The organism is Rhizobium herbae (genome assembly GCF_017873135.1).
GTDB lineage: Bacteria > Pseudomonadota > Alphaproteobacteria > Rhizobiales > Rhizobiaceae > Pararhizobium > Pararhizobium herbae.
In genome coordinates this window covers 273,590-293,853 of the sequence record NZ_JAGGJV010000007.1, presented here as the reverse complement: position 1 = coordinate 293,853, position 20,264 = coordinate 273,590, and the positions used below count along the sequence as shown (strand labels likewise).

Sequence of the window (20,264 nt, the reverse complement as noted above, 5' to 3'; positions counted from 1 at the left end):
AGGAGAGCATCCCCATGACCGTCATTGACGATCTGATTGAAGCGCTGGGCACCGAAACCGTGCTGACCGGCGAAGCCATCGGCGAACGCTACCGCAGCGATGCCAGCACCACCGGCAAATCCCTGCCGCTCGCCGTCCTGCGCCCATCGAATACCGAACAGGTTTCGCTTGCTCTTGCCATCTGCGACCGCCATCGCCAGCCCGTCGTGCCGCAGGGCGGCCTCACCGGCCTTGCCGGCGGCGCCAATGCGCGGGGTGGCGACATCGCCATATCGCTGGAGCGCATGTCCGGTGTCGAGGACGTCGACACGGCCGCCGGCACCATGACGGTGCTTGCCGGCACGCCGCTGGAAGTCGCGCAACTCGTGGCCGAAACCGCCGGCTTCCTGCTGCCGATCGATCTCGGTGCGCGTGGCTCCTGCCAGATCGGTGGCAATCTCTCCACCAATGCCGGCGGTATCCGCGTCATCCGCCACGGCGTCACCCGCGACAACGTGCTGGGTCTCGAAGCCGTGCTGGCCGATGGCACCGTGCTGTCCTCGCTCAACAGGATGGTCAAGAACAATACCGGCTACGACCTGCGCCAGCTGTTCATCGGCTCGGAAGGCACGCTCGGCATCATCACCCGGTGCGTGCTGCGCCTGCGCCCGCTGCCCGCCGCCCGGCTGACGGCACTCTGCGCCATCGATAGCTACACCCATGTCGTCTCGCTGCTCAAATCCGCCCAGCGCGAACTCGCCGGCCTGTCAGCCTTCGAGGCCATGTGGGAAAACTATTTCCGCTTCAACGCCGAAGCGCTGAACCTGACCTTCTTCGACAAGGCCACCCCGTTCATCGTCATCATCGAACAGGATGCCAACGGCAGCGACGAGGACAAGGAGCGTTTCGAAACCTTCCTTGGCAAGACCTTCGAAGACGGCCTCGTCACCGACGCTCTGATTGCCCAGTCGGAAAAGGAAGCCCGCGCCTTCTGGTCGGTCCGCGAAGGCCACCTGATGGACCAGCTGCTGCCCGGGCTGATCAATCTCGATGTCAGCCTGCCGATCGGCCAGCTCGATGATTTCGCCGGGGATTGCGAGAAAGCCCTGTTTGCCCGCTTCCCGGCCGCCCATGTGTCATTCTTCGGCCATGTCGGCGACAGCAACTTGCATGTGGCCGTCTGGATCGAAAGCCCAAGCGAACACGACCTGCACGAGATCGACGCCATCGCCTACGATCTCGTCCGAAAATACAAGGGTTCGATCTCCGCCGAACACGGCATCGGCACGCTGAAACGCGATTTCCTCGACCATTCCCGCAGCCAGGCCGAGATCGGCGTCATGCGCCGGATCAAGACGGCGCTCGACCCGAACGGCATCATGAACCCGGGGAAGGTGATCCCGCTAAGGTCGTAATGTTTGTCGGCCGCGGCGCAGGACTTGCGCGCCGCGTTCGGTTAAACTGCGGATACCGAACGAGGGAGAAGCGACATGCCCAAGATCGATATCGGCAGCGTGCCCGCCATCAAGGGCTCAGGCTATCCGCCGCCCCATGATGCGCCCTGCGCGACACGCACGCGCAAGCGTCTCGGCGATGCCGGTGGGCTTCAGGATTTCGGCGTCAACCTGATGGCACTACCATCAGGGGGCTGGTCGAGCCAGCGCCACTGGCATAGCCACGAGGACGAAATGGTCTATATCCTCAAAGGCGAAGTCGTCCTGGTTGAAGACGACGGCGAGACGGTGTTGCGGGCCGGTGACTGCGCAGCGTTTCCAAAGGGCACCGGCAATGGCCATCACATGATCAACAGGTCGGAGGTGACGGCGGTTTACCTGGAAATGGGCTCGCGCCACTCGGACGATCTCACCACATGTTCCGATATCGATATGATGAGTGCCAACGCCGACGGCCGGTTCGTGCACAAGGATGGGACGCCCTATTGAGGTTGAGCGCGGTGGGCCTACTTCGCCGCGTACAGCGCCCGCGAGCGCTCCAGATGTTTCAGCACCGCCTGTTCGGCGGCATCGGGATCGCGCGCCGCCAGACAGGTGATGATCTCTTCATGTTCGGCCAGCGTGAACTTTTCCTTGCCGGTCCAGATCAGCATTTCGGTATGGTATTCCTTCAGCCAGGCGAGCATCGCCTCGCTGACGGCGACGTAGATCGGGTTGCGCGAAATCCGGGCGATCCGCGTGTGAAATTCCATGTCCGCGGCGATGAAGGCTTCCGCGTTGCCGAGCGATGCGCGCTGCCGCTCAAGGACCTCGCGCAAGCTTGCGATATCGTTGGCCTCACCCTTCAGCGCCGCCTCGCGGGCCATGCCGCGCTCGAAGAAGATGCGGGCGCTTTTCAGGTGCTCCAGCGTGTCCGACGATTTGGCCAGCATGATCTTCGCCGTCATGTCCATCTGCTTGAAGATCGATTGTGCCGTCAGTTCCAGAACCTTGGCCCGCTCGCCATGCGAGATCACCACCAGCCCCATGCCGGCCAAAGCCTGCATCGCCTCGCGGATCGCCGGTCGCCCCACGCCGAAGCGCTCCATCAGCTCCCGCTCGGACGGCATCTCGTCGCCGGGCTGCAATTCGCCCGACGTGATCATCGCCTTCAGCCGCGCGAAAACCTCGTCGGACAATTTGCGGCGGACGATCTGTTCGGTCTGCTGGCCCATGGTTTCTCGCTGGTTCATCGTCGCCATCGTTATGCACCGCTCCGCCTGTGAAGGAAATGGACGTGCAAGCTTCCGCCGGGCACAGTCCACATTCATCGTTGCTGATGCAAGCGCCCTCTTGCGAAATTGATATACTCATTATACCAGTTGGCGAAAACGTACCAGCCGGAACTCGGATCGAACCGGCGATGCGGGAGGAATTTCATTCATGATCGTCGTCACCTACAGAATCGAAACGACCGGCAGCGTCGAAGCGATGGCGGAAAAGATCGCCAGCGACCAGTCGACCGGCACCTTCGTGCCCGTCCCCGGCGAAACGCCGGAACTCAAGGCCCGCGTTGCCGCCCGTGTACTCGCCATCCGGCCGCTTGCCGATGCGGAACGCCCGAGCTGGCCCGAAGCGCCGGCCGGCCATGGCCCGATCCGCCGCGCCGATGCCGATATCGCCTTTCCGCTCGATGCCATCGGTACCGATCTCTCCGCCCTGATGACCATCGCGGTCGGCGGCATCTTTTCCATTCGCGGCATGACCGGCCTGCGCGTCGTCGATCTCAAGCTGCCGCCGGCGTTTCGCGGCGCCTATCCCGGCCCGCAATTCGGCCTGCCCGGCAGCCGCCGGCTCACCGGCGTTCATGACCGGCCGATCATCGGCACCATCGTCAAGCCGGCGCTGGGCCTGCGTCCGCATGAAACCGCCGAGCTGGTCGGCGAGCTGATCGGGTCCGGCGTCGATTTCATCAAGGACGACGAGAAGCTGATGAGCCCGGCCTATTCGCCGCTCAAGGAGCGCGTCGCCGCCATCATGCCGAGGATCCTCGATCACGAGCAGAAGACCGGCAAGAAGGTGATGTATGCCTTCGGCATCTCGGCGACCGATCCCGACGAGATGATGCGCAACCACGATCTCGTGCTTGAGGCCGGCGGCAACTGCGCTGTCGTCAACATCAATTCGATCGGCATGGGCGGCATGGCGTTCCTGCGCAAACGCTCCGGCCTCGTCCTGCATGCCCATCGCAACGGCTGGGACGTACTCACCCGTCATCCCGGCATCGGCTTCGATTTCAAGGTCTGGCAGCAGTTCTGGCGGCTTCTGGGCGTCGATCAGTTCCAGATCAACGGCATCGGCGTCAAATACTGGGAGCCGGACGACAGCTTTGTCGAAAGCTTCAAGGCCGTCACCACGCCGCTGTTCGACCAGGCCGACTGTGCGCTTCCCGTCGCCGGTTCCGGCCAGTGGGGCGGGCAGGCGCCGGAAACCTATCGCCGCACCGGCCGCACCACCGATCTGCTCTATCTCTGCGGCGGTGGCATCGTCAGCCACCCCGGCGGCCCGGCGGCCGGCGTGCGCGCCGTGCAGCAGGCCTGGCAAGCGGCGGTTGCCGATATCCCGCTCGAAACCTATGCCAGGGACCATCCCGAGCTTGCCGCCTCCATCAAGAAATTCGGCAGTGCCAGCGAGTGACGTTCATGACCGCGCGAGACAATCTTCTTCTCTCCTATTACGGCGACGACCTGACCGGTTCCACCGATGTCATGGAAGCGCTCGCCTCCAACGGCGTCGAAACCGTGCTGTTCATGGACGTGCCGGATGAGGCCCTGCTGACGCGTTTCGGCCACTGCCGCGCCATCGGCCTTGCCGGCACCAGCCGCAGCGAGACGCCGGACTGGATGGACGAGCATCTGATGCCTGCCTTCCGCTGGTTGAAGGGCCTGAACGCCAAAATCTGCCACTACAAGGTCTGCTCGACCTTCGATTCCAGCCCGACGGTCGGCAATATCGGCAAGGCCGTCGAAATCGGCAAGGCGCTGTTCGATCAGCCCTATGTCCCCGTTCTGGTCGGCGCCCCGCAGCTGAAGCGTTACACCGCCTTCGGCCATCTCTTCGCCGCCTACCAGGGCGAGGTCTACCGCATCGACCGTCACCCGGTGATGAGCCGCCATCCGGTCACGCCGATGGCCGAGGCCGACCTGCGCCTGCACATGAAGGCGCAGACGGTGCTGGAGACCCGGCTTGCCGATCTCTCCATGCTTTCAGCCGTCGACGCCGATCGCAGGATCGATGCCCTCTGCGCCGATGTGGACGGCATGGTGCTGTTCGATGTCGACAGCCCGGAAAGCCAGGTCCGGGCCGGCCATCAGCTCTGGCGGCTGAAGCCCGAAAACGGCTGGTTCGTTGCCGGTTCGTCCGGTGTCGAATATGCGCTGCTCACCGCCTGGAATTCCGCCGGGCTGACGGAGGGAAAGAAGACCTTCCCCCTGCCGGGCAAGGCCGACCGCATCGCCGTCGTCTCCGGCAGCGTCTCGCCCACCACCGAACGGCAGATCCGCCATGCGACGCAGAACGGTTTTGCCGGCATCGATCTCGATCCGCTGGAACTGCTCGGCGAAAACAGCACCGCCGCGCTGGAAAAAGCGGTCCATACGGGCCTCGACAGCCTCAAGCAGGGCAATAGCGTCGTCCTCAACACGGCGCTCGGCCCCTCCGCCGACCGCGGCGGCGACATCGACAAAATCCCCGGCAGCCGCCACCGGCTCGGCCGCCTGCTCGGCACCATCCTGCGCCGCCTTGTCGAGGAACAGAACCTCACCCGCGCCGTCATCGCCGGCGGCGACACCTCCAGCCATGCGCTGCGGGAACTTCACGTCCAGGCGCTGACAACGCTGCTGCCGCTGCCGCAGACGCCCGGCTCTCCGCTCTGCACCGCGCACGGAACCTACGCCGCCACCAACGGCCTGCAGATCGCGCTCAAAGGCGGACAGGTCGGCTCGGACGGCTATTTCGCGCAGATCAGGGATGGTTTGCAGGGGTAGAGCCGTCAGCGTCGCACAAGCGGCGCTTCTCTAATCGGCGGGATGAGATCAAGCTCTCAATCAGTGCGATGATGCCGCAGGCCTCGGGCAGTGTGGGCCAACGCCCATAGGCCCTGCGGGTATTGGGATTGCGAATATTGGCGGTGAAGAATTCGAAGAAGCGATACGAGAGATGGTCACCAGCGGCGGCAACAATCGCAGGGGCGTGCTGCGCGGCGATGACGGCAGCTGGTTCATGACGCCAAGTCTCCGGGCGTTTCAAATCGCTTCCGCAGAAAAATGAAGCTGTGTCCCGGTGGAAAATCATCCATGATCCCGAAGGCTTCATACCCAAGCCGTTCGTAAAACCCGCGCGCCTGGAAGCTATGAGTCGTGAGCCACGCGCCTCGGCAGCCGCGATCTATCGCCTCTTGCTCAGCGAGCGCCATGAGACGACGGCCAATACCACCATGGCGAAGCGCTTCCGGCACTACCAGTAGATCGACATACAGGTGGTCATGAATCGTGCTGCCCCAAAGCCCACCAATGATATTTCCCGTTTCGGGCTCAGTGACAGTTAAGACCAGCAGTTTATCTTCGGTCGGACGCCCGATACGAGATGCGTTGAACTCAATCAGCGACGCGGCAATGGCGGACCGTTCATGTGAACCCGGATCTCTGACGAGCTGGATCGTTGCCTGCACGAGCACCCCCCATGTGATAAAGGACATTAAACCATTGAGGCTCTAGCTCAAGGCCAGGGCGACTGTCGCGAAAATCCCGATTAAAGCGAAACTTGTTTTCCCGACTTTTGCAACGTCACAGCAAGCCGTCGACACCGCTCATCAGTTCCGCATGGATGTCGTCAGGAGCCTCTTCGATCCGATAGGCGCGCTGTCTGCCGACAAGCCGGTGATAATCCTCGGCCGGAATGATCACAAGTTTTTCCTTGCCGCGCTTGGTCAGTGATACCGGCTCGCGCATGGCCGCATCCAGTATCTCGCCGGATCCGCGATTGAGATCGGAAAAGCTGAATTGTTTCATGGGAAATCTCTTCTTCCGCGCGATATACGTAAGATACGTATTATACGTACATTTGAAAGCACTGCACGTCAATATTGGACAACCGCTGCCCGCCGTCAAAAAATCAGCTCACAATATGACATACTGATTGACTCATCATACCAGTTGTCTATAGATCGTTCGCAAAACAAACGCGCAGTGAGGAAACATGACTTCAATCGCACTCTTCGGTGCCGGCGGCAAAATGGGCTACCGGCTTGCCAAGAACCTCAAGGGCTCGCGCTTCGACGTGCGTCATGTGGAAGTGAGCGACGCCGGCAAGGCGCGGCTTCAGAATGATCTCGGCCTCACCTGCATCGACGTCGATACGGCGCTCTCCGGCGTTGACGTCGTCGTACTCGCCGTGCCGGATACCGCCATCGGCAAGGTCGCGGCCAGCATCGTCGACAAGCTCGCAGCAGGCACCATGGTCGTGGCTCTCGATGCCGCCGCACCTTTCGCCGGTCATCTGCCCGTTCGTGCCGACCTCACCTATTTCGTCACCCATCCCTGCCATCCGCCGATCTTCAACGACGAGACGGAGATGCAGGCGAAGAAGGATCATTTCGGCGGCCTGTTTGCCAAGCAGCATATCGTCTCCGCTCTGATGCAGGGACCGGAAGAGGCCTATGGCCTCGGCGAGGAAATCGCCAAGACCATCTGGGCGCCGGTCATGCGCTCGCACCGCGTCACCGTCGATCAGATGGCGATGCTGGAGCCGGGCCTGTCGGAAACCGTTGCCGCCTCGCTGCTGGTCGTGATGAAGCAGGCCATGGACGAGTGCGTCAAGCGCGGCGTGCCGGAAGAGGCCGCCCGTGACTTCCTGCTCGGCCACATGAACGTCCTCGGCGCCGTCATCTTCGGCGAAGTCCAGGGCGTGTTCTCCGATGCCTGCAACAAGGCCATCGAATTCGGCATCCCCGCGCTGATGCGCGACGACTGGAAGAAAGTTTTCGAACCCGAGGAGATCGCCGAAAGCATCCGGCGCATCACCTGACCGCCATCGGGCTTTAGAGCCTGACAATCCATCGGTTCCGCCGGGAACGGGGCCGATCAATTCACCTGGGAGGAACCACATGAAACTGACACGCAGACTGACCCTTGCCGCCTTTGCCGGCGCCCTTTCGCTGGGCGTCGCCATGCCGGCCTTCGCCGCCGACCTCATCGCCATCATCACGCCCTCGCACGACAACCCGTTCTTCAAGGCGGAAGCTGTCGGTGCCGAAGCCAAGGCCAAGGAACTCGGCTACGAGACCCTTGTTCTGGTTCACGATGACGACGCCAACAAGCAGAGCCAGCTGATCGATACCGCCATCGGCCGTGGCGCCAAGGCGATCATCCTCGACAATGCCGGCTCGGAAGCCTCGATCGCCGCCGTCCAGAAGGCCAAGGACGCAGGCGTCCCCTCTTTCCTGATCGACCGCGAAATCAACGCCACGGGCGTCGCCGTCTCGCAGATCGTTTCCAACAACTATCAGGGTGCCCAGCTCGGCGCCGAAGAGTTTGTCAAGCTGATGGGTGAGAAGGGCAACTATGTCGAGCTTCTCGGCCGCGAAGCCGATCTCAATGCCGGCATCCGCTCGAAGGGCTATCATGACATCATCGACGAATATCCGGACCTGAAGATGGTCGCCCAGCAGTCGGCCAACTGGAGCCAGACGGAAGGTTATTCCAAGATGGAAACCATCCTGCAGGCAAACCCCGACATCAAGGGCGTCATCTCCGGCAACGATACGATGGCCATGGGCGCGATCGCCGCTCTCCAGGCCGCCGGCCGCAAGGACGTGATCGTCGTCGGCTTCGACGGTTCCAACGACGTGCGTGACTCGATTGCCGCAGGCGGCATCAAGGCAACCGTGCTGCAGCCGGCTTACGCGCAGGCCCAGATGGCGGTCGAGCAGGCCGACACGTTCATCAAGACCGGCAAGGGCCCGGCTGAGGAAAAGCAGCTGATGGATTGCGTGCTGATCAACGGCGAGAATTCCGCCAAGCTCGAAACCTTCGCGCTGACCAACTGATCCTCCCAAAGGATGCACGCAGGGCGGATCGTCTTCGCCCTGCGTTTCTTTCCATGTGACGGAGCAGAATTCCATGCCGAACTTCGCGACAGCCGCCGCAATCTCGCTCGCCATCGTGCTGGCTTTGCCCGGTTGCAAGATCATCAGGACGCCAACGGCCGAAGAGGCTGCGGAAGCCGCGAGCGGCGGGTTCAATCCCGACCGTCAGGTCGCCGAAATCTGGGATGCGAAAGTCATTCCGTTCCTCGAAAAGCGCGCCGGCACCTTCCAGGAGGTCTCGGCCCTTGCCGCATCCGACCTGAATGCCGCCGCAGCGAAATACGGCCACAAGGAGAAAGAGGGCAGTGCGCCCTGGACCTTTGCGGCGAAAGTATCCGGCACCATCGTCAAGGCCGAGACAACATCCCGCGCCGCCTATCTCGACACCGATGTCGATGGCGACGGCAAGGCTGATGTCCGCATCCAGATCGGCCCGGTCATCAAGGGCACTGCCATTCGCGACAGCCTCGACTTCGTCAATTTCAACGAATTCAAGAACCAGATCCAGTGGGCCGAATTCGGCAAGGCCTTCAACATCCACGTCAACGGCCTGACGCTCGAAAAGCTGTCGCGTGACGGCCTCGAAGGCAAAAAGGTGGAGGCGCTCGGCGCCTATCCGCTGCCGTCTGCCGGCCAGCCGGCGCTGCTGACGCCCGCCACCATCACGATCGGCGGCTGAGATGGCGGCCGAAACCCATGATACGATCCTGAAACTCGACGACGTCACCAAGGTCTATTCCGGCATCGTCGCCGTCAAGCATGCCAGCCTCGAGCTGAAGCGCGGCGCGGTCAATGTGCTGGTCGGCGAAAACGGCGCCGGCAAGTCGACGCTGATGCGCATGATCGCCGGCGTCGAGAAACCCTCGCTCGGCCGCATCCTGCTTGACGGCAAGGAAGTCGAGTTCAACTCGCCGGCCGACGCGCAGAAGCACGGCATCGGCATGGTGTTTCAGGAACTCAACCTGTTCGGCAATCTCTCGGTGGCCGAAAACATCTTCGCCACCCGCGAAATCACCCGTGGTATTCGCGGCATCGACCACAAGGCGCAGGTCGCAAAAGCCAATATCTTCCTCGACAAGCTCGACGCCGGCATCAGCGCCGAAACCATGGTCGAGGACCTGCCGATCGGTCAGCAGCAGCTCGTCGAAATCGCCAAGGCGATTTCGCTCGACACCCGCATCCTGATCCTCGACGAGCCGACCTCGGCGCTCTCTGCCGCCGAAGTCGATATCCTGTTCAAGGTGATCGGCGAGCTGAAGGCACAAGGCGTCGCCATCGTCTACATCTCGCACCGGCTGGAAGAGCTGATGCGGATCGGCGACTACATCACCGTGTTGCGTGACGGCCAGATCACCGGTCAGGCGATGGTGCGCGACATCGACACCAGATGGATCGTCCGCTCGATGATCGGTTCTGACGCCAAGGATTTCGCCAAGTCCGTCGATCACAAGCTCGGTGCGGAAGCCTTCCGCGCCGAAGACATCTGCCTGCCGCGCCGGACCGGCGGCCTTGCCGTCGATCATCTGTCGATCTCGGTCAAATCAGGCGAGGTGATGGGCATCTACGGCCTGATGGGTGCCGGCCGCAGCGAATTCTTCGAATGCGTCATCGGCCAGCATGCGCATTCGACCGGCAAGATTTTCGTTGCCGGCGAGGAAATCGTCGCCAGGGACACCTCCACCCGTATCCGCAAGGGCCTCGCCCTCATCCCGGAAGACCGCCAGCGTGAAGGCCTTGTCCAGGTCCTGTCGATTGCCTCGAACCTGACGCTGGCGAGCCTGGAAAAATTTGTCAAATTTGGCTTCCACATCTCCGGCGAGCGCGAACGGTCGGCCATCAAGGAGCAGGTCCGGAACCTGTCGATCAAGGCGCCGAACCCGGATTTCGACGTCACCTCCATGTCCGGCGGCAACCAGCAGAAGGTCGTCATCGGCAAGGCGCTGATGACCAATCCGAAGGTTCTTCTGATGGACGAGCCGAGCCGCGGCATCGATGTCGGCGCCAAGGCGGACGTCTTCCGCACCATGCGCCGGCTCGCCGGCGAAGGCCTCGCCATCCTGTTTTCCACCTCCGACCTCGAAGAGGTCATGGCGCTCTCCGACCGCATCGCCGTGATGAGCAACGGCAGGATCACGACGATCCTTGACCGGGCGGACGCCACCGAAGAGTTGATCGTCAAGGCCGCGTCCGAGGGACACAAGTCGGCCGAACACAAAACCATTGGGGACATTGCGTGATGACCACGGCAACCGCGACCGAAAAAGTACCCGCTGTTGACGGCGGCTCGATCCTCCTGACGCTGATGAAGCTGCGCACGTTCATCGCCCTCTTCGCCGTCATCGCCTTCTTCTCGGTCTTCGCGCCGAACTTCCTGTCGACGGCCAACATCATCCTGATGTCGAAGCACGTGGCGCTGAACGCCTTCCTCGCCATGGGCATGACCTTCGTCATCATCACCGGCGGCATCGACCTGTCGGTCGGTTCGATCGTCGGCCTCTGCGGCATGGTCGCCGGCGGCTTGATCCTCAACGGCATCGACCTGCAGATCGGCTATACGATGTATTTCAACGTCGTCGAGGTCTGCCTGATCACGCTCGCCGTCGGCATCGTCATCGGCGCCATCAACGGCCTGTTGATCACCAGGCTCAACGTCGCCCCCTTCATCGCCACGCTCGGCACGCTCTACGTCGCACGCGGATTTGCGCTGCTCTCCTCGGACGGCCAGACCTTCCCGAACCTCGTCGGCAAGGAAGAGCTTGCCACCACCGGCTTCGGCTTCCTCGGTTCCGGCCGCATCATCGGCCTGCCGGTATCAATCTGGATCCTCATCGTCGTAGCGCTCGCCGCCGCCTATGTGGCGAAATACGTGCCGATCGGCCGGCAGATCTTTGCCGTCGGCGGCAACGAGCGCGCCGCCCGCATGTCCGGCATCCGCGTCGATCGCGTCAAGATGTTCGTCTACATGTTCTCCGGCTTCTGCGCCGCCATCGTCGGCATCGTCATCTCCTCGGAGCTGATGGCCTCGCATCCGGCCACCGGCAATTCCTTCGAGCTCAACGCCATCGCTGCGGCCGTTCTCGGCGGTACATCGATGTCCGGCGGCCGCGGCACGATCGGCGGCACCATCATCGGCGCCTTCGTCATCGGCATTCTGTCCGATGGCCTGGTGATGATGGGCGTCTCCTCCTTCTGGCAGATGGTCATCAAGGGCATCGTCATCATCGTCGCCGTGGTGGTTGACCAGGCCCAGCGCCGCTTGCAGCAGCAGGTGACGTTGATGCAGCTGGCGAAGAAGGGTTAAGGTTTTTAAGACCCCTCCCCAACCCCTCCCCACAAGGGGGAGGGGTTGGGGAGGGGTTCTTTTTAGATTGGGAAGGAAAGAACTTTATGCCAGACCTGAAGGGCGCCCTGATCGGCTGCGGCTTCTTCGCCGTCAACCAGATGCACGGCTGGAACGACGTCAAGGGTGCCGCCATCGTCGCCATCTGCGACCGTGACCCTAAGCGCCTGAAGATCGTCGGCGACCAGTTCGGTATCGTGCGCCGCTACACCGATGCCGCCCAGATGTTTGCCGATGGCGGCTTCGAGTTCGTCGATATCGCCACCACCGTCAACAGCCACCGCGCGTTGGTGGAGATGGCTGCCGCCCACAGGGTTCCGGCCATCTGCCAGAAGCCGTTTGCCCCGACGCTCGCCGATGCCAAGGCCATGGTCGCGGCCTGCGCCGCCGCCGGCATTCCGCTGATGATCCACGAGAATTTCCGCTGGCAGACGCCGATCCAGGCTGTCCGCAAGGCGCTGGATTCCGGCGCGATCGGCACGCCCTTCTGGGGCCGCTTTTCCTTCCGCTCCGGCTACGACGTCTTTTCCGGCCAGCCTTACCTTGCCGAAGGCAAGCGCTTCATCATCGAGGATCTCGGCATCCACACGCTGGATATCGCCCGCTATATTCTCGGCGACGTCACCGCGCTGTCGGCCCGCACCAAACGCGTCAATCCGAAGATCAACGGCGAGGACGTCGCCACCATCCTGCTCGACCACGACAGCGGCGCAACCTCCATCGTCGATGTCAGCTATGCCACGAAACAGGCAACAGAGCCTTTTCCAGAAACGCTGATCGAAATCGACGGTACCGAAGGCTCGCTGCGGCTGTCGCAGGGCTATGAGCTGCAGGTCACCAATGCCGGGGGCACCGTCAACAGCGACGTCGCCCCGACGCTTCTGCCCTGGGCGTCGCGTCCATGGCACAATATCCAGGAAAGCGTCTTCGCCATCCAGCAGCATTGGACCGACAGTCTGCGCCATGGGAAGGAAACCTCTACGTCCGGCGCGGATAACCTCAAGACCTTCGCGCTCGTCGAGGCGGCCTATGAAAGTGCGGCCAGCAAGGCCACCGTCGATATCGGAACCTTGCTGAAATGACCGGCGCCGACCTTGTCTTCCAGCTTTACGGCACAAAGAAAACCGAATCCGCCCCGCAAGTCCTCAAGGCCGGAAAGCTGACGGCGCAGCTTGCCGGCGGCAATCTGCGCGCGATTACCTATGACGGCGTCGAGATACTGCGCGCGATTTCCTATCTGGTCCGCGATCGCGACTGGGGCACCTATGATCCCGCTTTGTCGATTCTTGCGGTCACGGAAACGGAGACCGGCTTCACCGTTGCCTACAATGCGCGTTGCCAAGGCCCGGACGACACCTTTCTCGACATCGTCGCCTCGATCGAAGGCACCGCCGGCGGCACGCTGACCTTCAGGGCAGAGGCCCGTTCGGCCACCGGTTTCGAGACCAACCGCTGCGGCTTCTGCATCCTGCACCCGATCGTCGGCGTCGCCGGCACGCCCGTCACCGTCGAGCATGTCGACGGCACAGTCGAAGACACCCAGCTGCCCGACCTCATCGACCCCTGGCAGCCGTTCAAGGACATGCGCGCCATCACCCACATGGCGCTCCCCGGCGTCAGCGTCGAATGCCGCATGGACGGCGACACGTTCGAGATGGAGGACCAGCGCAACTGGTCGGACGCCTCCTACAAGACCTATGTCCGCCCCCTCGCTTTGCCCTGGCCCTACCGGATCCCGGCAAACGAGCCGGTCAGCCAGCAGATCACCCTGACGATCACCGACAGCCGCCCCGCCTCGGGCAATCGCCCCGCATCCGGCGGAAATGGCCCCATTATCAGCCTCACCCCCGGCACTGTGACCGGGACCATGCCCGCCATCGGCCTGCTGATCACACCGGAAGAAGCCAAAGCCAGCCTCACCGCCCTTCAGCGGCCGGACGCGCCAAAGGCCCAGGACCTGCTCTTCCATTTCGATCCCGCAGCCGGTCATGACATCAGCGCCTTCATCGATTTCGCCGCCTTAGCCGCGATCCACAATGGTACCACCACCCTCGAAATCGCCGTCCCCTGCCAGCGCCCGCTCGACGCGGAAATGCAGGAGATCGCGGCCCGGATGCGCGCTGCCGGTTTCGCACCCGACGCCATCATGGTCTGCCCCTCCGTCGATCGGCAATCGACCCCGCCCGGCAGCCAGTGGCCCGATTGCCCGCCACTCGAGGATGTTTACGCGGCGGCCGCGAAAGCCTTTCCCGGTGTTCGCCTCGGCGGCGGTATGCTCTCCTATTTCACCGAGCTCAACCGCAAGCGCGTGCCCGGCGAAAACCTCGCTTTCATCAGCCACTGCACCAACCCGATCGTCCATGCCGCCGACGATATCAGCGTCATGCAGACGCTCGAGGCCCTGCCCTTCATCACAAGGTCCGTCCGCGCCATCTACGGCGACAAACCCTACCGCCTCGGCCCCTCGACCATCCCCATGCGCCAGAACCCCTATGGCAGCCGCACGATGGACAACCCGGATGGCGGCCGCATCCCGATGGCCAACCGCGACCCCCGCCACAACGCCCGGTTTGCCGCCGCCTTCGCCGCCGGTTATGCCGCATCGGTGCTGGACGCCGGTCTCGAAACATTGACGCTGTCGGCGCTGACCGGCCCGTTCGGGCTCTATGCCGGCAAGGGCGAGCCGGTTTCCGAGGGCGGACAACGGCCGCTCCATGCGATCGTCAAAGGACTGGCGGAAATGGCCGGACAGAGGTGGCAGGCGGTGACTTCGTCGAAGCCGGGCAAGGTGCTGGCGTTTCAGGTGGGGGCGCCCAGCGGCCACGCGGTCTGGGTCGTCAATCTCACCGCCGAGGAACTGTCCGTTGACACAGGACAGCTCGGCATGCCCTCGGCGTGGGCGCGCCTTGCTCCCTTCGAAATAACCTGCATCGTCGCTTGAAAATGTGACGCAAACGGTTCCCTGGGGCGTTATATCCTTCCGTCTTCCTCGCCCTTTGGTGGGGATCCAGCGCGCCATGTCCATGGCGCAGAGACTCCTCAACCCGACATGACCACTCTCTCACCGCGCCGACACGCGGTGGCTGGATGCCTGTGACAAGCACAGGCATGACGGAGAGCTTTGAGATGCCCCAGCCACACCTCAAAATTCCTTTCCACTCAAAAATCATCCCCGCTGATCCCCGCCCTTAAAACCTGTGTCATCCTGACGTCGTTCCGCCAATGGATACGCTGCCAGGCGTGGCAGTGAGGCGGGGCCGGTGCCGGGTGCGGGAAGGACGTAGGCCTTCATCCGGTGGGCGAGCAGAAAATGGTTCCCCTCCGCAGGCTGCTGCGGCTGCGGACGTGCCTGTGTGGCACAGAAGGCTGACGCGAATGTCGGTCAAAGAGGAACCGGAGTTGCCGCCGACGACCATCGAACGGGGCGCTGGAAGGCGTCATATACATTACTTAGTCATCGGCACTTTCCAGCGCCCCGGCCAAGTAACACAAAAGCAAACCCACGGCGGATTTTCCGGGCGTGGCTGAAGGGCGTTGAAGCTGCCGCAATCTCCCTCTTCTCCCCGGCGGGGAGAAGGTGGCGCACGGCGCCGGATGAGGGGGCCACACGCTCTGAATGTACCGTCTCTCCGTCTCAGCGGCAGTTTTCCATCCCCAAAGGGTGGCATTGCCGACCGATCTCGGCAAAGATGCCTTATCCGAAAAACCGGAACCGGGAGAACACCATGATACCCGTCGCCCGTCGCGGCACCTTCGCCGCCCTCATCATCTCCGTCGCCCTCATGCCTCTGCAACCGGCCTTCGCCGCTTCGCCCGAGCCGGTCAAGGCCGAGCATGGCATGGTCGTCACCGCCCAGCATCTCGCCTCCGATGTCGGTGTCGAGGTGTTGAAGAAGGGCGGCAATGCCGTCGATGCGGCGGTTGCCGTCGGGTATGCGCTGGCTGTCGTCTATCCGACCGCCGGCAATATCGGCGGTGGCGGCTTCATGACCATCCGGCTGAAGGACGGCAAGACCACTTTCCTCGATTTCCGCGAACGCGCGCCGATGGCTTCGACCAAGACGATGTATCTTGATGACAAGGGCGAGATCGTCAAGGGCGCCAGCACCGCCGGCTATCTGGCGGTCGGCGTTCCCGGTTCGGTCATGGGCTTCGAGACCGCTCGCGAAAAATACGGCACGCTGTCGCGCGAGGACCTGCTGGCACCGGCCATCCGCTTCGCCAAGGACGGCTTCGTCCTCGATCAGGGCGACGTCGCCTCGCTGCAGAATGGTGCGAAAAAACTGTCGAAGGACAAGGCCGCCGCCGCGATCTTCCTCAAACCCGACGGCAAGACCTTTTCGATCGGCGAGACGCTGGTCCAGCCGGAACTGGCCGCAAGCCTTTCAAGCATTTCGGAAAAAGGCCCGGACGCCTTCTACAAGGGCGCGATCGCCGACGACATCGTCAAGGCGAGCGCTGCCACCGGCGGCATTCTCGCCAAGGCCGATTTCGAGCAATATACAGTGCGCGAGCTGAAGCCTGTGACCTGCAATTACCGCGGCTACGAGATCGCCTCCTCGCCGCCGCCAAGCTCGGGTGGCGTCATCATCTGCGAGATTCTCAACGTGCTGGAAGGTTATCCGCTCTCCTATCTCGGCTATGGCTCGGCCGAGACCGTGCATGCCATGGTCGAGGCCATGCGCCATGCCTATGTCGACCGCAACTCGGCGCTCGGCGATCCGGATTTCGTCGAAAACCCGGTCGAAAAGCTCACCGACAAGGCCTATGCCAAGGAGATCCGCGAAAAAATCAATCCGTTCAAGGCCGGGGTCTCGAAAGAACTGATGCCGAAGGGCATGGGCGAAAGCACCGAGACGACGCATTATTCGATCGTCGACAATGACGGCAACGCCGTTGCCGTTACCTATACGCTGAACGGCTCATTCGGCGCAGGCGTCGTTGCGCCCGGAACCGGCATCCTGCTCAACAACGAGATGGACGATTTCACCTCGAAGCCGGGATCGCCGAACCTCTACGGTCTGGTGCAGGGCGAGGCCAATGCGATCGCGCCGAAGAAGACGCCGCTGTCGTCGATGAGCCCGACGATCATCTCGAAGGACGGCAAGCCCTTCATGGTCATCGGCAGCCCCGGCGGCGCCCGCATCATCACCATCACGCTGGAAGCGATCATCAACGTCATCGATCACGGCATGAGCATCCAGGAAGCCATCGACGCGCCACGCATCCACCATCAGTGGCTGCCCGACAAGGTCTACATGGAGCCCTTCGCCCTCTCGTCCGACACGTTGAAGCTGTTGACCGAGATGGGCCACGACGTCCAGATCGACGCCAGCTGGCCGATCTGGGGCCAGGCGGCGGGCATCCTGGTCGGCGGCAAGAACCTCGCGGAGATCGAGGAAGGCGGCGGCGCGCGCTACAATGGCGCCATGGACAGCCGGGCAGCGTCGGGGGCGGCACGGGGATATTGAGGAGATCGGGGAGACTTACCCCCCTCTGTCACTGCGTGACATCTCCCCCACAAGGGGGGAGATCATTCTTTTCCCCGGTGAATTCGGGGTCGCTGGTGATCTCCCCCCTTGTGGGGGAGATGTCGGCGTCGCCGACAGAGGGGGGTAAAGCATCCCCGATCTCAGTTGCATACGGGGCGACTACCCCACAAACCGCTTAATCGCCTCGATCTCGTTCGGGCGGATGTCATGCCCGCCGGTGTGCCATTCAGTTTCCACGCTCGCCTTCTGTGCCGTAAAATAGTCGGCAAGGGCCTGCGTCAGCGGGGCCGGGCAGATCGGGTCGCGCTGGCCGGCGGTGATCAGGATCTTTTTGCCCGCTAGCGACGCATTGTCCTTCGGCTTGAAGGGAATGAGCGGATGCAGCAGGATCGCCTTGGCAAACAGGTTTTTCTCGATCAAGAGGTTGGCGAGAATGTTGGCACCGTTGGAAAAGCCAAGCCCAATGATCTCGGATGCCTTGTGCTCCGCTGCCAGCCGGGTCACGAAATCAGCCATCTTGTCGGTCGCCCGGGCAAGATCGGCCATGTCGTAGACGCCTTCGCCGGTGCGGCGGAAGAAGCGCGCGGCGCCATGTTCGGAAACATCGCCGCGCGGCGAGACGATCGTCGCGTCCGGCAGCAGGTCGCCGCCGAAATCGAAGAACTGCCGCTCGTCGCCGCCGGTCCCGTGGAAGACGAAGAAGATCGGATGTCCGGGTGCACCGGTCTTCAGCCGGTGCACGTAACCATAGTCAGTCATGATGTCTCTCCCTTAGCCTTCCAGCTTTGCCAGGTGCTGCTCAAGGATCGGCCGCAGGTGCTTGTGCTGCTGCGGCAGCTTGAGCGCTTCGCCGAGATGGGCGGTATCCTCGTCGCGGTCGAAGCCCGGTTCGTTGGTGGCGATCTCGAACAGCACGCCGCCCGGCGTGCGGAAATAGATTGCCCAGAAATAGTCGCGGTCGATCACCGGCGTGACATTGTAGCCGGTGTCCATCAGGGCCTTGCGCACCTCCAGCTGCTTTTCCCGGTTTTCGACCGAGAAGGCGACATGGTGCACCGAGCCCGCGCCCTGCTGGCCGCGCTGGATGTTCGGCATGGTTTCAAGGTCGACGAGACCGGCGCCATTGCCGCCGGGTACGATCAGCCGGGTGACGCCGTCCCTGGCGTCGAGCGTTTCGTAGCCCATGAACTTCAAGAGTTCGGCGGTTGCCCCCTCGTCGCGAAGACGCATGGCGACCGAATGGAAGCCGCGGATCGCATGGTCCTCGGAAACGCCATTGGCGGTCCAGACAGGGCGGTTGTCGTCCCGCACCTCGACCAGCGCAAAACCGTCGCCATCGGGACCGGCAAAGTTCAGCCGCTTTTCGCCGAAGGTTTCTTCCGCCTTCAGACCCGTAACACCGCGCTGCGAAAGCCGGTCACTCCAGAAGCCGAGCGAGCCCTCGGGAACGGAGAAGACCGTGGTGCCGACCTCGCCGGTGCCGGGGCGGCCGGGACCCATGTCGGGGAACGGGAAATAGGTCATGACCGTGCCGGGCGCGCCTGTCTCGTCGCCATAATAGAGATGGTAGACATCGGGCGAATCGAAGTTGACCGTCTTCTTGACCCGGCGCAGGCCGAGCACGTCGGTGAAGAACTGGTTGTTGGTGCGGGCATCTGCCGCCATCGAGGTGACGTGGTGCAGTCCCTTGATCTGAGTGAGCATGATCTGATCCCTTTCTGCCCGCTGGAAAGCCGGGCCTCGTTTCGCCTGTTTAGATGTGCCTATTTTCACGTTGGTGATAGACGTGAGGGGATGGACGCATTGTCTCTGAACTGTGAACAGTGAAAGCGAACCGTTCAAGGAAATGCCTTGCTGCCGGCTTTGATGTTTCATTTCCCGTCATCGGTAGGAAGACGAGGAACTGCGGGAAACTGGAAAGGGATACAACCAAAAGGATAAATTCGTAGAGCGCCAAAAACCAAAAGTTGACAAACCGGAAAGATCATTCTATAGGTTCGGGCATCGATAGTTGTTTGACTGATATTTGTTTCTGCCCGCGCTTGTCGCGTCTCTGACGAACTTCCCCCTTCAAAAATCGAGACTACCGACTGCTGTGCGTCGCACGGTGGCGGATACATGTTGCTATTGAAAGGGTTCGTTATGACCACTGGCACAGTTAAATGGTTCAACTCCACAAAGGGCTTCGGCTTCATTCAGCCTGACAACGGCGGCGCGGACGTTTTCGTTCACATCTCCGCTGTCGAGCGTGCCGGCATGCGCGAAATCGTCGAAGGCCAGAAGATCGGCTACGAGATGGAACGCGACAACAAGTCGGGCAAAATGTCCGCTTGCCAGCTCCAGGCTGCCTAAATCGGACGCAGCCTCTCCGGTGACCACGGATGTACTGGCACCGTTGCAGAGGCGACGCCCAATGGAAGGTCAGGCCAATCGCCTGGCCTTTTTTCTTGGCCGAAGGGCCAATGCGCACACCGTATTCGACAGAATGATCTGGACGAAACGCAGGTGCGATAGCACCAGGATATCATTTTGACCGAGAATTCGACAAAAACCCGCGATCAGGCGGAGTCCGCTTTCAGCAGGACGCAAACTCAGTTCATGGCCCGCAACCGGACGATTTCGGAAATCGATGCTGTCGCCGCGGAGCGCGAGGCCAAGACCCTGCGGCTGCGTGAACTGCGGCTGGAAAAGGAAGCCGCTACGCCGGTGAAGGTTGCCGTACCACGGAAATCCGCAAAACGCTGATTGCGTGGCGCAGTTTCCCCGGCCGCCATACTGCTGTTATCCTTCCGTCCTAATAAAATTGGACGTGAAAGATGACGGCTATCTATTTTTTTGGCGTTTCCACCCTATCTTGAGGGAGCGCAAAATGCGAA

The 20,264-nt window shown here is 62.2% G+C and carries 20 protein-coding genes; 14 read left to right on the top strand and 6 right to left on the bottom strand.

All coding sequences use genetic code 11. The features are described 5' to 3' along the window. The first annotated feature begins 14 nt into the window (after positions 1–14). Together J2Z75_RS20200 and J2Z75_RS20195 are read left to right on the top strand one after the other, a co-directional pair. A complete protein-coding gene (locus J2Z75_RS20200) occupies positions 15–1,394 on the top strand; it encodes an FAD-binding oxidoreductase (protein WP_209854563.1) in 1,380 nt (459 codons plus the stop codon). Between the two features lie 75 nt (positions 1,395–1,469). Then, on the top strand, positions 1,470–1,922 hold the full coding sequence (locus J2Z75_RS20195) for a cupin domain-containing protein (RefSeq protein ID WP_209854562.1): 453 nt from the start codon (positions 1,470–1,472) through the stop codon (positions 1,920–1,922). 17 nt (positions 1,923–1,939) lie between these two features. Here the strand turns inward: J2Z75_RS20195 and J2Z75_RS20190 are convergent, their stop codons facing one another. Continuing rightward, positions 1,940–2,647, bottom strand: a complete 708-nt coding sequence (locus J2Z75_RS20190) for a transcriptional regulator NanR (RefSeq protein ID WP_209854644.1) — start codon at positions 2,645–2,647, stop codon at positions 1,940–1,942. A gap of 208 nt (positions 2,648–2,855) precedes the next feature. On the opposite strand from J2Z75_RS20190, the gene oiaX reads away from it, so the two are divergent. Both oiaX and J2Z75_RS20180 read left to right on the top strand, forming a co-directional pair. Beyond that, positions 2,856–4,109 (top strand): 3-oxo-isoapionate-4-phosphate decarboxylase OiaX, encoded by a 1,254-nt coding sequence (gene oiaX / locus J2Z75_RS20185; protein WP_209854561.1) that lies wholly within the window; start codon positions 2,856–2,858, stop codon positions 4,107–4,109. A gap of 5 nt (positions 4,110–4,114) precedes the next feature. Continuing rightward, positions 4,115–5,458: a four-carbon acid sugar kinase family protein gene (locus J2Z75_RS20180; protein ID WP_209854560.1), complete on the top strand. Its 1,344-nt coding sequence runs from the start codon at positions 4,115–4,117 to the stop codon at positions 5,456–5,458. Here the strand turns inward: J2Z75_RS20180 and J2Z75_RS20175 are convergent. The 3 genes from J2Z75_RS20175 to J2Z75_RS20165 all read right to left on the bottom strand — a co-directional run bounded on the left by J2Z75_RS20175 (position 5,436) and on the right by J2Z75_RS20165 (position 6,481). Further along, positions 5,436–5,720, bottom strand: a complete 285-nt coding sequence (locus tag J2Z75_RS20175; protein WP_209854559.1) for a hypothetical protein — start codon at positions 5,718–5,720, stop codon at positions 5,436–5,438. The genes J2Z75_RS20180 and J2Z75_RS20175 overlap by 23 nt on opposite strands. Beyond that, on the bottom strand, positions 5,692–6,141 hold the full coding sequence (locus J2Z75_RS20170) for a GNAT family N-acetyltransferase (protein ID WP_209854558.1): 450 nt from the start codon (positions 6,139–6,141) through the stop codon (positions 5,692–5,694). Before J2Z75_RS20170 ends, J2Z75_RS20175 begins: the two co-directional genes overlap by 29 nt. Before the next feature lie 115 nt (positions 6,142–6,256). After that, entirely contained in the window at positions 6,257–6,481 is a 225-nt protein-coding gene (locus tag J2Z75_RS20165; protein WP_209854557.1) for a type II toxin-antitoxin system prevent-host-death family antitoxin, read from the bottom strand. 187 nt (positions 6,482–6,668) lie between these two features. Here J2Z75_RS20165 and J2Z75_RS20160 point away from each other — a divergent pair, with 187 nt between their 5' ends. The 8 genes from J2Z75_RS20160 (at position 6,669) to ggt (ending at position 17,367) form a co-directional block, all read left to right on the top strand. Further along, complete coding sequence (locus tag J2Z75_RS20160) at positions 6,669–7,496, top strand: phosphogluconate dehydrogenase C-terminal domain-containing protein (protein WP_209854556.1); 828 nt, start codon at positions 6,669–6,671, stop codon at positions 7,494–7,496. Positions 7,497–7,575: 79 nt separating this feature from the next. Beyond that, the gene (locus tag J2Z75_RS20155; RefSeq protein WP_209854555.1) at positions 7,576–8,517 is read left to right on the top strand and encodes a D-ribose ABC transporter substrate-binding protein; all 942 of its coding nucleotides are present in this window, start codon (positions 7,576–7,578) and stop codon (positions 8,515–8,517) included. Positions 8,518–8,590: 73 nt separating this feature from the next. Next, entirely contained in the window at positions 8,591–9,235 is a 645-nt protein-coding gene (locus J2Z75_RS20150; RefSeq protein ID WP_209854554.1) for a DUF2291 family protein, read from the top strand. A 1-nt stretch (position 9,236) separates the two neighbouring features. After that, positions 9,237–10,793 carry a sugar ABC transporter ATP-binding protein gene (locus tag J2Z75_RS20145; RefSeq protein WP_209854553.1) on the top strand — a complete coding sequence of 519 codons (1,557 nt, stop codon included), beginning with the start codon at positions 9,237–9,239 and terminating at the stop codon, positions 10,791–10,793. After that, complete coding sequence (locus tag J2Z75_RS20140) at positions 10,793–11,857, top strand: ABC transporter permease (protein ID WP_209854552.1); 1,065 nt, start codon at positions 10,793–10,795, stop codon at positions 11,855–11,857. The genes J2Z75_RS20145 and J2Z75_RS20140 overlap by 1 nt, the downstream gene beginning before the upstream one ends. Before the next feature lie 86 nt (positions 11,858–11,943). After that, positions 11,944–12,978: a Gfo/Idh/MocA family protein gene (locus tag J2Z75_RS20135; RefSeq protein ID WP_209854551.1), complete on the top strand. Its 1,035-nt coding sequence runs from the start codon at positions 11,944–11,946 to the stop codon at positions 12,976–12,978. Further along, positions 12,975–14,837 (top strand): D-apionate lactonase, encoded by a 1,863-nt coding sequence (apnL, locus tag J2Z75_RS20130; RefSeq protein WP_209854550.1) that lies wholly within the window; start codon positions 12,975–12,977, stop codon positions 14,835–14,837. The genes J2Z75_RS20135 and apnL overlap by 4 nt, the downstream gene beginning before the upstream one ends. An 841-nt stretch (positions 14,838–15,678) precedes the next feature. Then, entirely contained in the window at positions 15,679–17,367 is a 1,689-nt protein-coding gene (gene ggt, locus J2Z75_RS20125; protein WP_234937476.1) for a gamma-glutamyltransferase, read from the top strand. Positions 17,368–17,547: 180 nt separating this feature from the next. Here the strand turns inward: ggt and J2Z75_RS20120 are convergent, their stop codons facing one another. Together J2Z75_RS20120 and J2Z75_RS20115 are read right to left on the bottom strand one after the other, a co-directional pair. Then, positions 17,548–18,147, bottom strand: a complete 600-nt coding sequence (locus tag J2Z75_RS20120; protein WP_209854549.1) for an alpha/beta hydrolase — start codon at positions 18,145–18,147, stop codon at positions 17,548–17,550. Between the two features lie 12 nt (positions 18,148–18,159). Further along, positions 18,160–19,092 (bottom strand): VOC family protein, encoded by a 933-nt coding sequence (locus tag J2Z75_RS20115; protein WP_209854548.1) that lies wholly within the window; start codon positions 19,090–19,092, stop codon positions 18,160–18,162. 438 nt (positions 19,093–19,530) lie between these two features. On the opposite strand from J2Z75_RS20115, the gene J2Z75_RS20110 reads away from it, so the two are divergent. Next, positions 19,531–19,740, top strand: coding sequence for a cold-shock protein (locus J2Z75_RS20110; RefSeq protein WP_113242549.1), 210 nt, complete (start codon positions 19,531–19,533; stop codon positions 19,738–19,740). Positions 19,741–19,917: 177 nt separating this feature from the next. After that, a complete protein-coding gene (locus J2Z75_RS20105) occupies positions 19,918–20,133 on the top strand; it encodes a hypothetical protein (RefSeq protein WP_209854547.1) in 216 nt (71 codons plus the stop codon). Positions 20,134–20,264: the final 131 nt, after the last annotated feature.

Excerpts from the sequence above, each read along its gene's own strand:
- J2Z75_RS20155 (WP_209854555.1), top strand. The coding sequence starts at position 7,576 with ATGAAACTGACACGCAGACTGACCCTTGCCGCCTTTGCCGGCGCCCTT.
- J2Z75_RS20200 (WP_209854563.1), top strand. The coding sequence starts at position 15 with ATGACCGTCATTGACGATCTGATTGAAGCGCTGGGCACCGAAACCGTG.
- J2Z75_RS20160 (WP_209854556.1), top strand. The coding sequence starts at position 6,669 with ATGACTTCAATCGCACTCTTCGGTGCCGGCGGCAAAATGGGCTACCGG.
- J2Z75_RS20110 (WP_113242549.1), top strand. The coding sequence starts at position 19,531 with ATGACCACTGGCACAGTTAAATGGTTCAACTCCACAAAGGGCTTCGGC.
- J2Z75_RS20120 (WP_209854549.1), bottom strand. The coding sequence starts at position 18,147 with ATGACTGACTATGGTTACGTGCACCGGCTGAAGACCGGTGCACCCGGA.
- J2Z75_RS20165 (WP_209854557.1), bottom strand. The coding sequence starts at position 6,481 with ATGAAACAATTCAGCTTTTCCGATCTCAATCGCGGATCCGGCGAGATA.
- J2Z75_RS20135 (WP_209854551.1), top strand. The coding sequence starts at position 11,944 with ATGCCAGACCTGAAGGGCGCCCTGATCGGCTGCGGCTTCTTCGCCGTC.
- J2Z75_RS20145 (WP_209854553.1), top strand. The coding sequence starts at position 9,237 with ATGGCGGCCGAAACCCATGATACGATCCTGAAACTCGACGACGTCACC.
- J2Z75_RS20150 (WP_209854554.1), top strand. The coding sequence starts at position 8,591 with ATGCCGAACTTCGCGACAGCCGCCGCAATCTCGCTCGCCATCGTGCTG.
- J2Z75_RS20180 (WP_209854560.1), top strand. The coding sequence starts at position 4,115 with ATGACCGCGCGAGACAATCTTCTTCTCTCCTATTACGGCGACGACCTG.
- oiaX (WP_209854561.1), top strand. The coding sequence starts at position 2,856 with ATGATCGTCGTCACCTACAGAATCGAAACGACCGGCAGCGTCGAAGCG.
- J2Z75_RS20190 (WP_209854644.1), bottom strand. The coding sequence starts at position 2,647 with ATGGGCCAGCAGACCGAACAGATCGTCCGCCGCAAATTGTCCGACGAG.
- apnL (WP_209854550.1), top strand. The coding sequence starts at position 12,975 with ATGACCGGCGCCGACCTTGTCTTCCAGCTTTACGGCACAAAGAAAACC.
- ggt (WP_234937476.1), top strand. The coding sequence starts at position 15,679 with ATGCCTCTGCAACCGGCCTTCGCCGCTTCGCCCGAGCCGGTCAAGGCC.
- J2Z75_RS20115 (WP_209854548.1), bottom strand. The coding sequence starts at position 19,092 with ATGCTCACTCAGATCAAGGGACTGCACCACGTCACCTCGATGGCGGCA.
- J2Z75_RS20140 (WP_209854552.1), top strand. The coding sequence starts at position 10,793 with ATGACCACGGCAACCGCGACCGAAAAAGTACCCGCTGTTGACGGCGGC.
- J2Z75_RS20195 (WP_209854562.1), top strand. The coding sequence starts at position 1,470 with ATGCCCAAGATCGATATCGGCAGCGTGCCCGCCATCAAGGGCTCAGGC.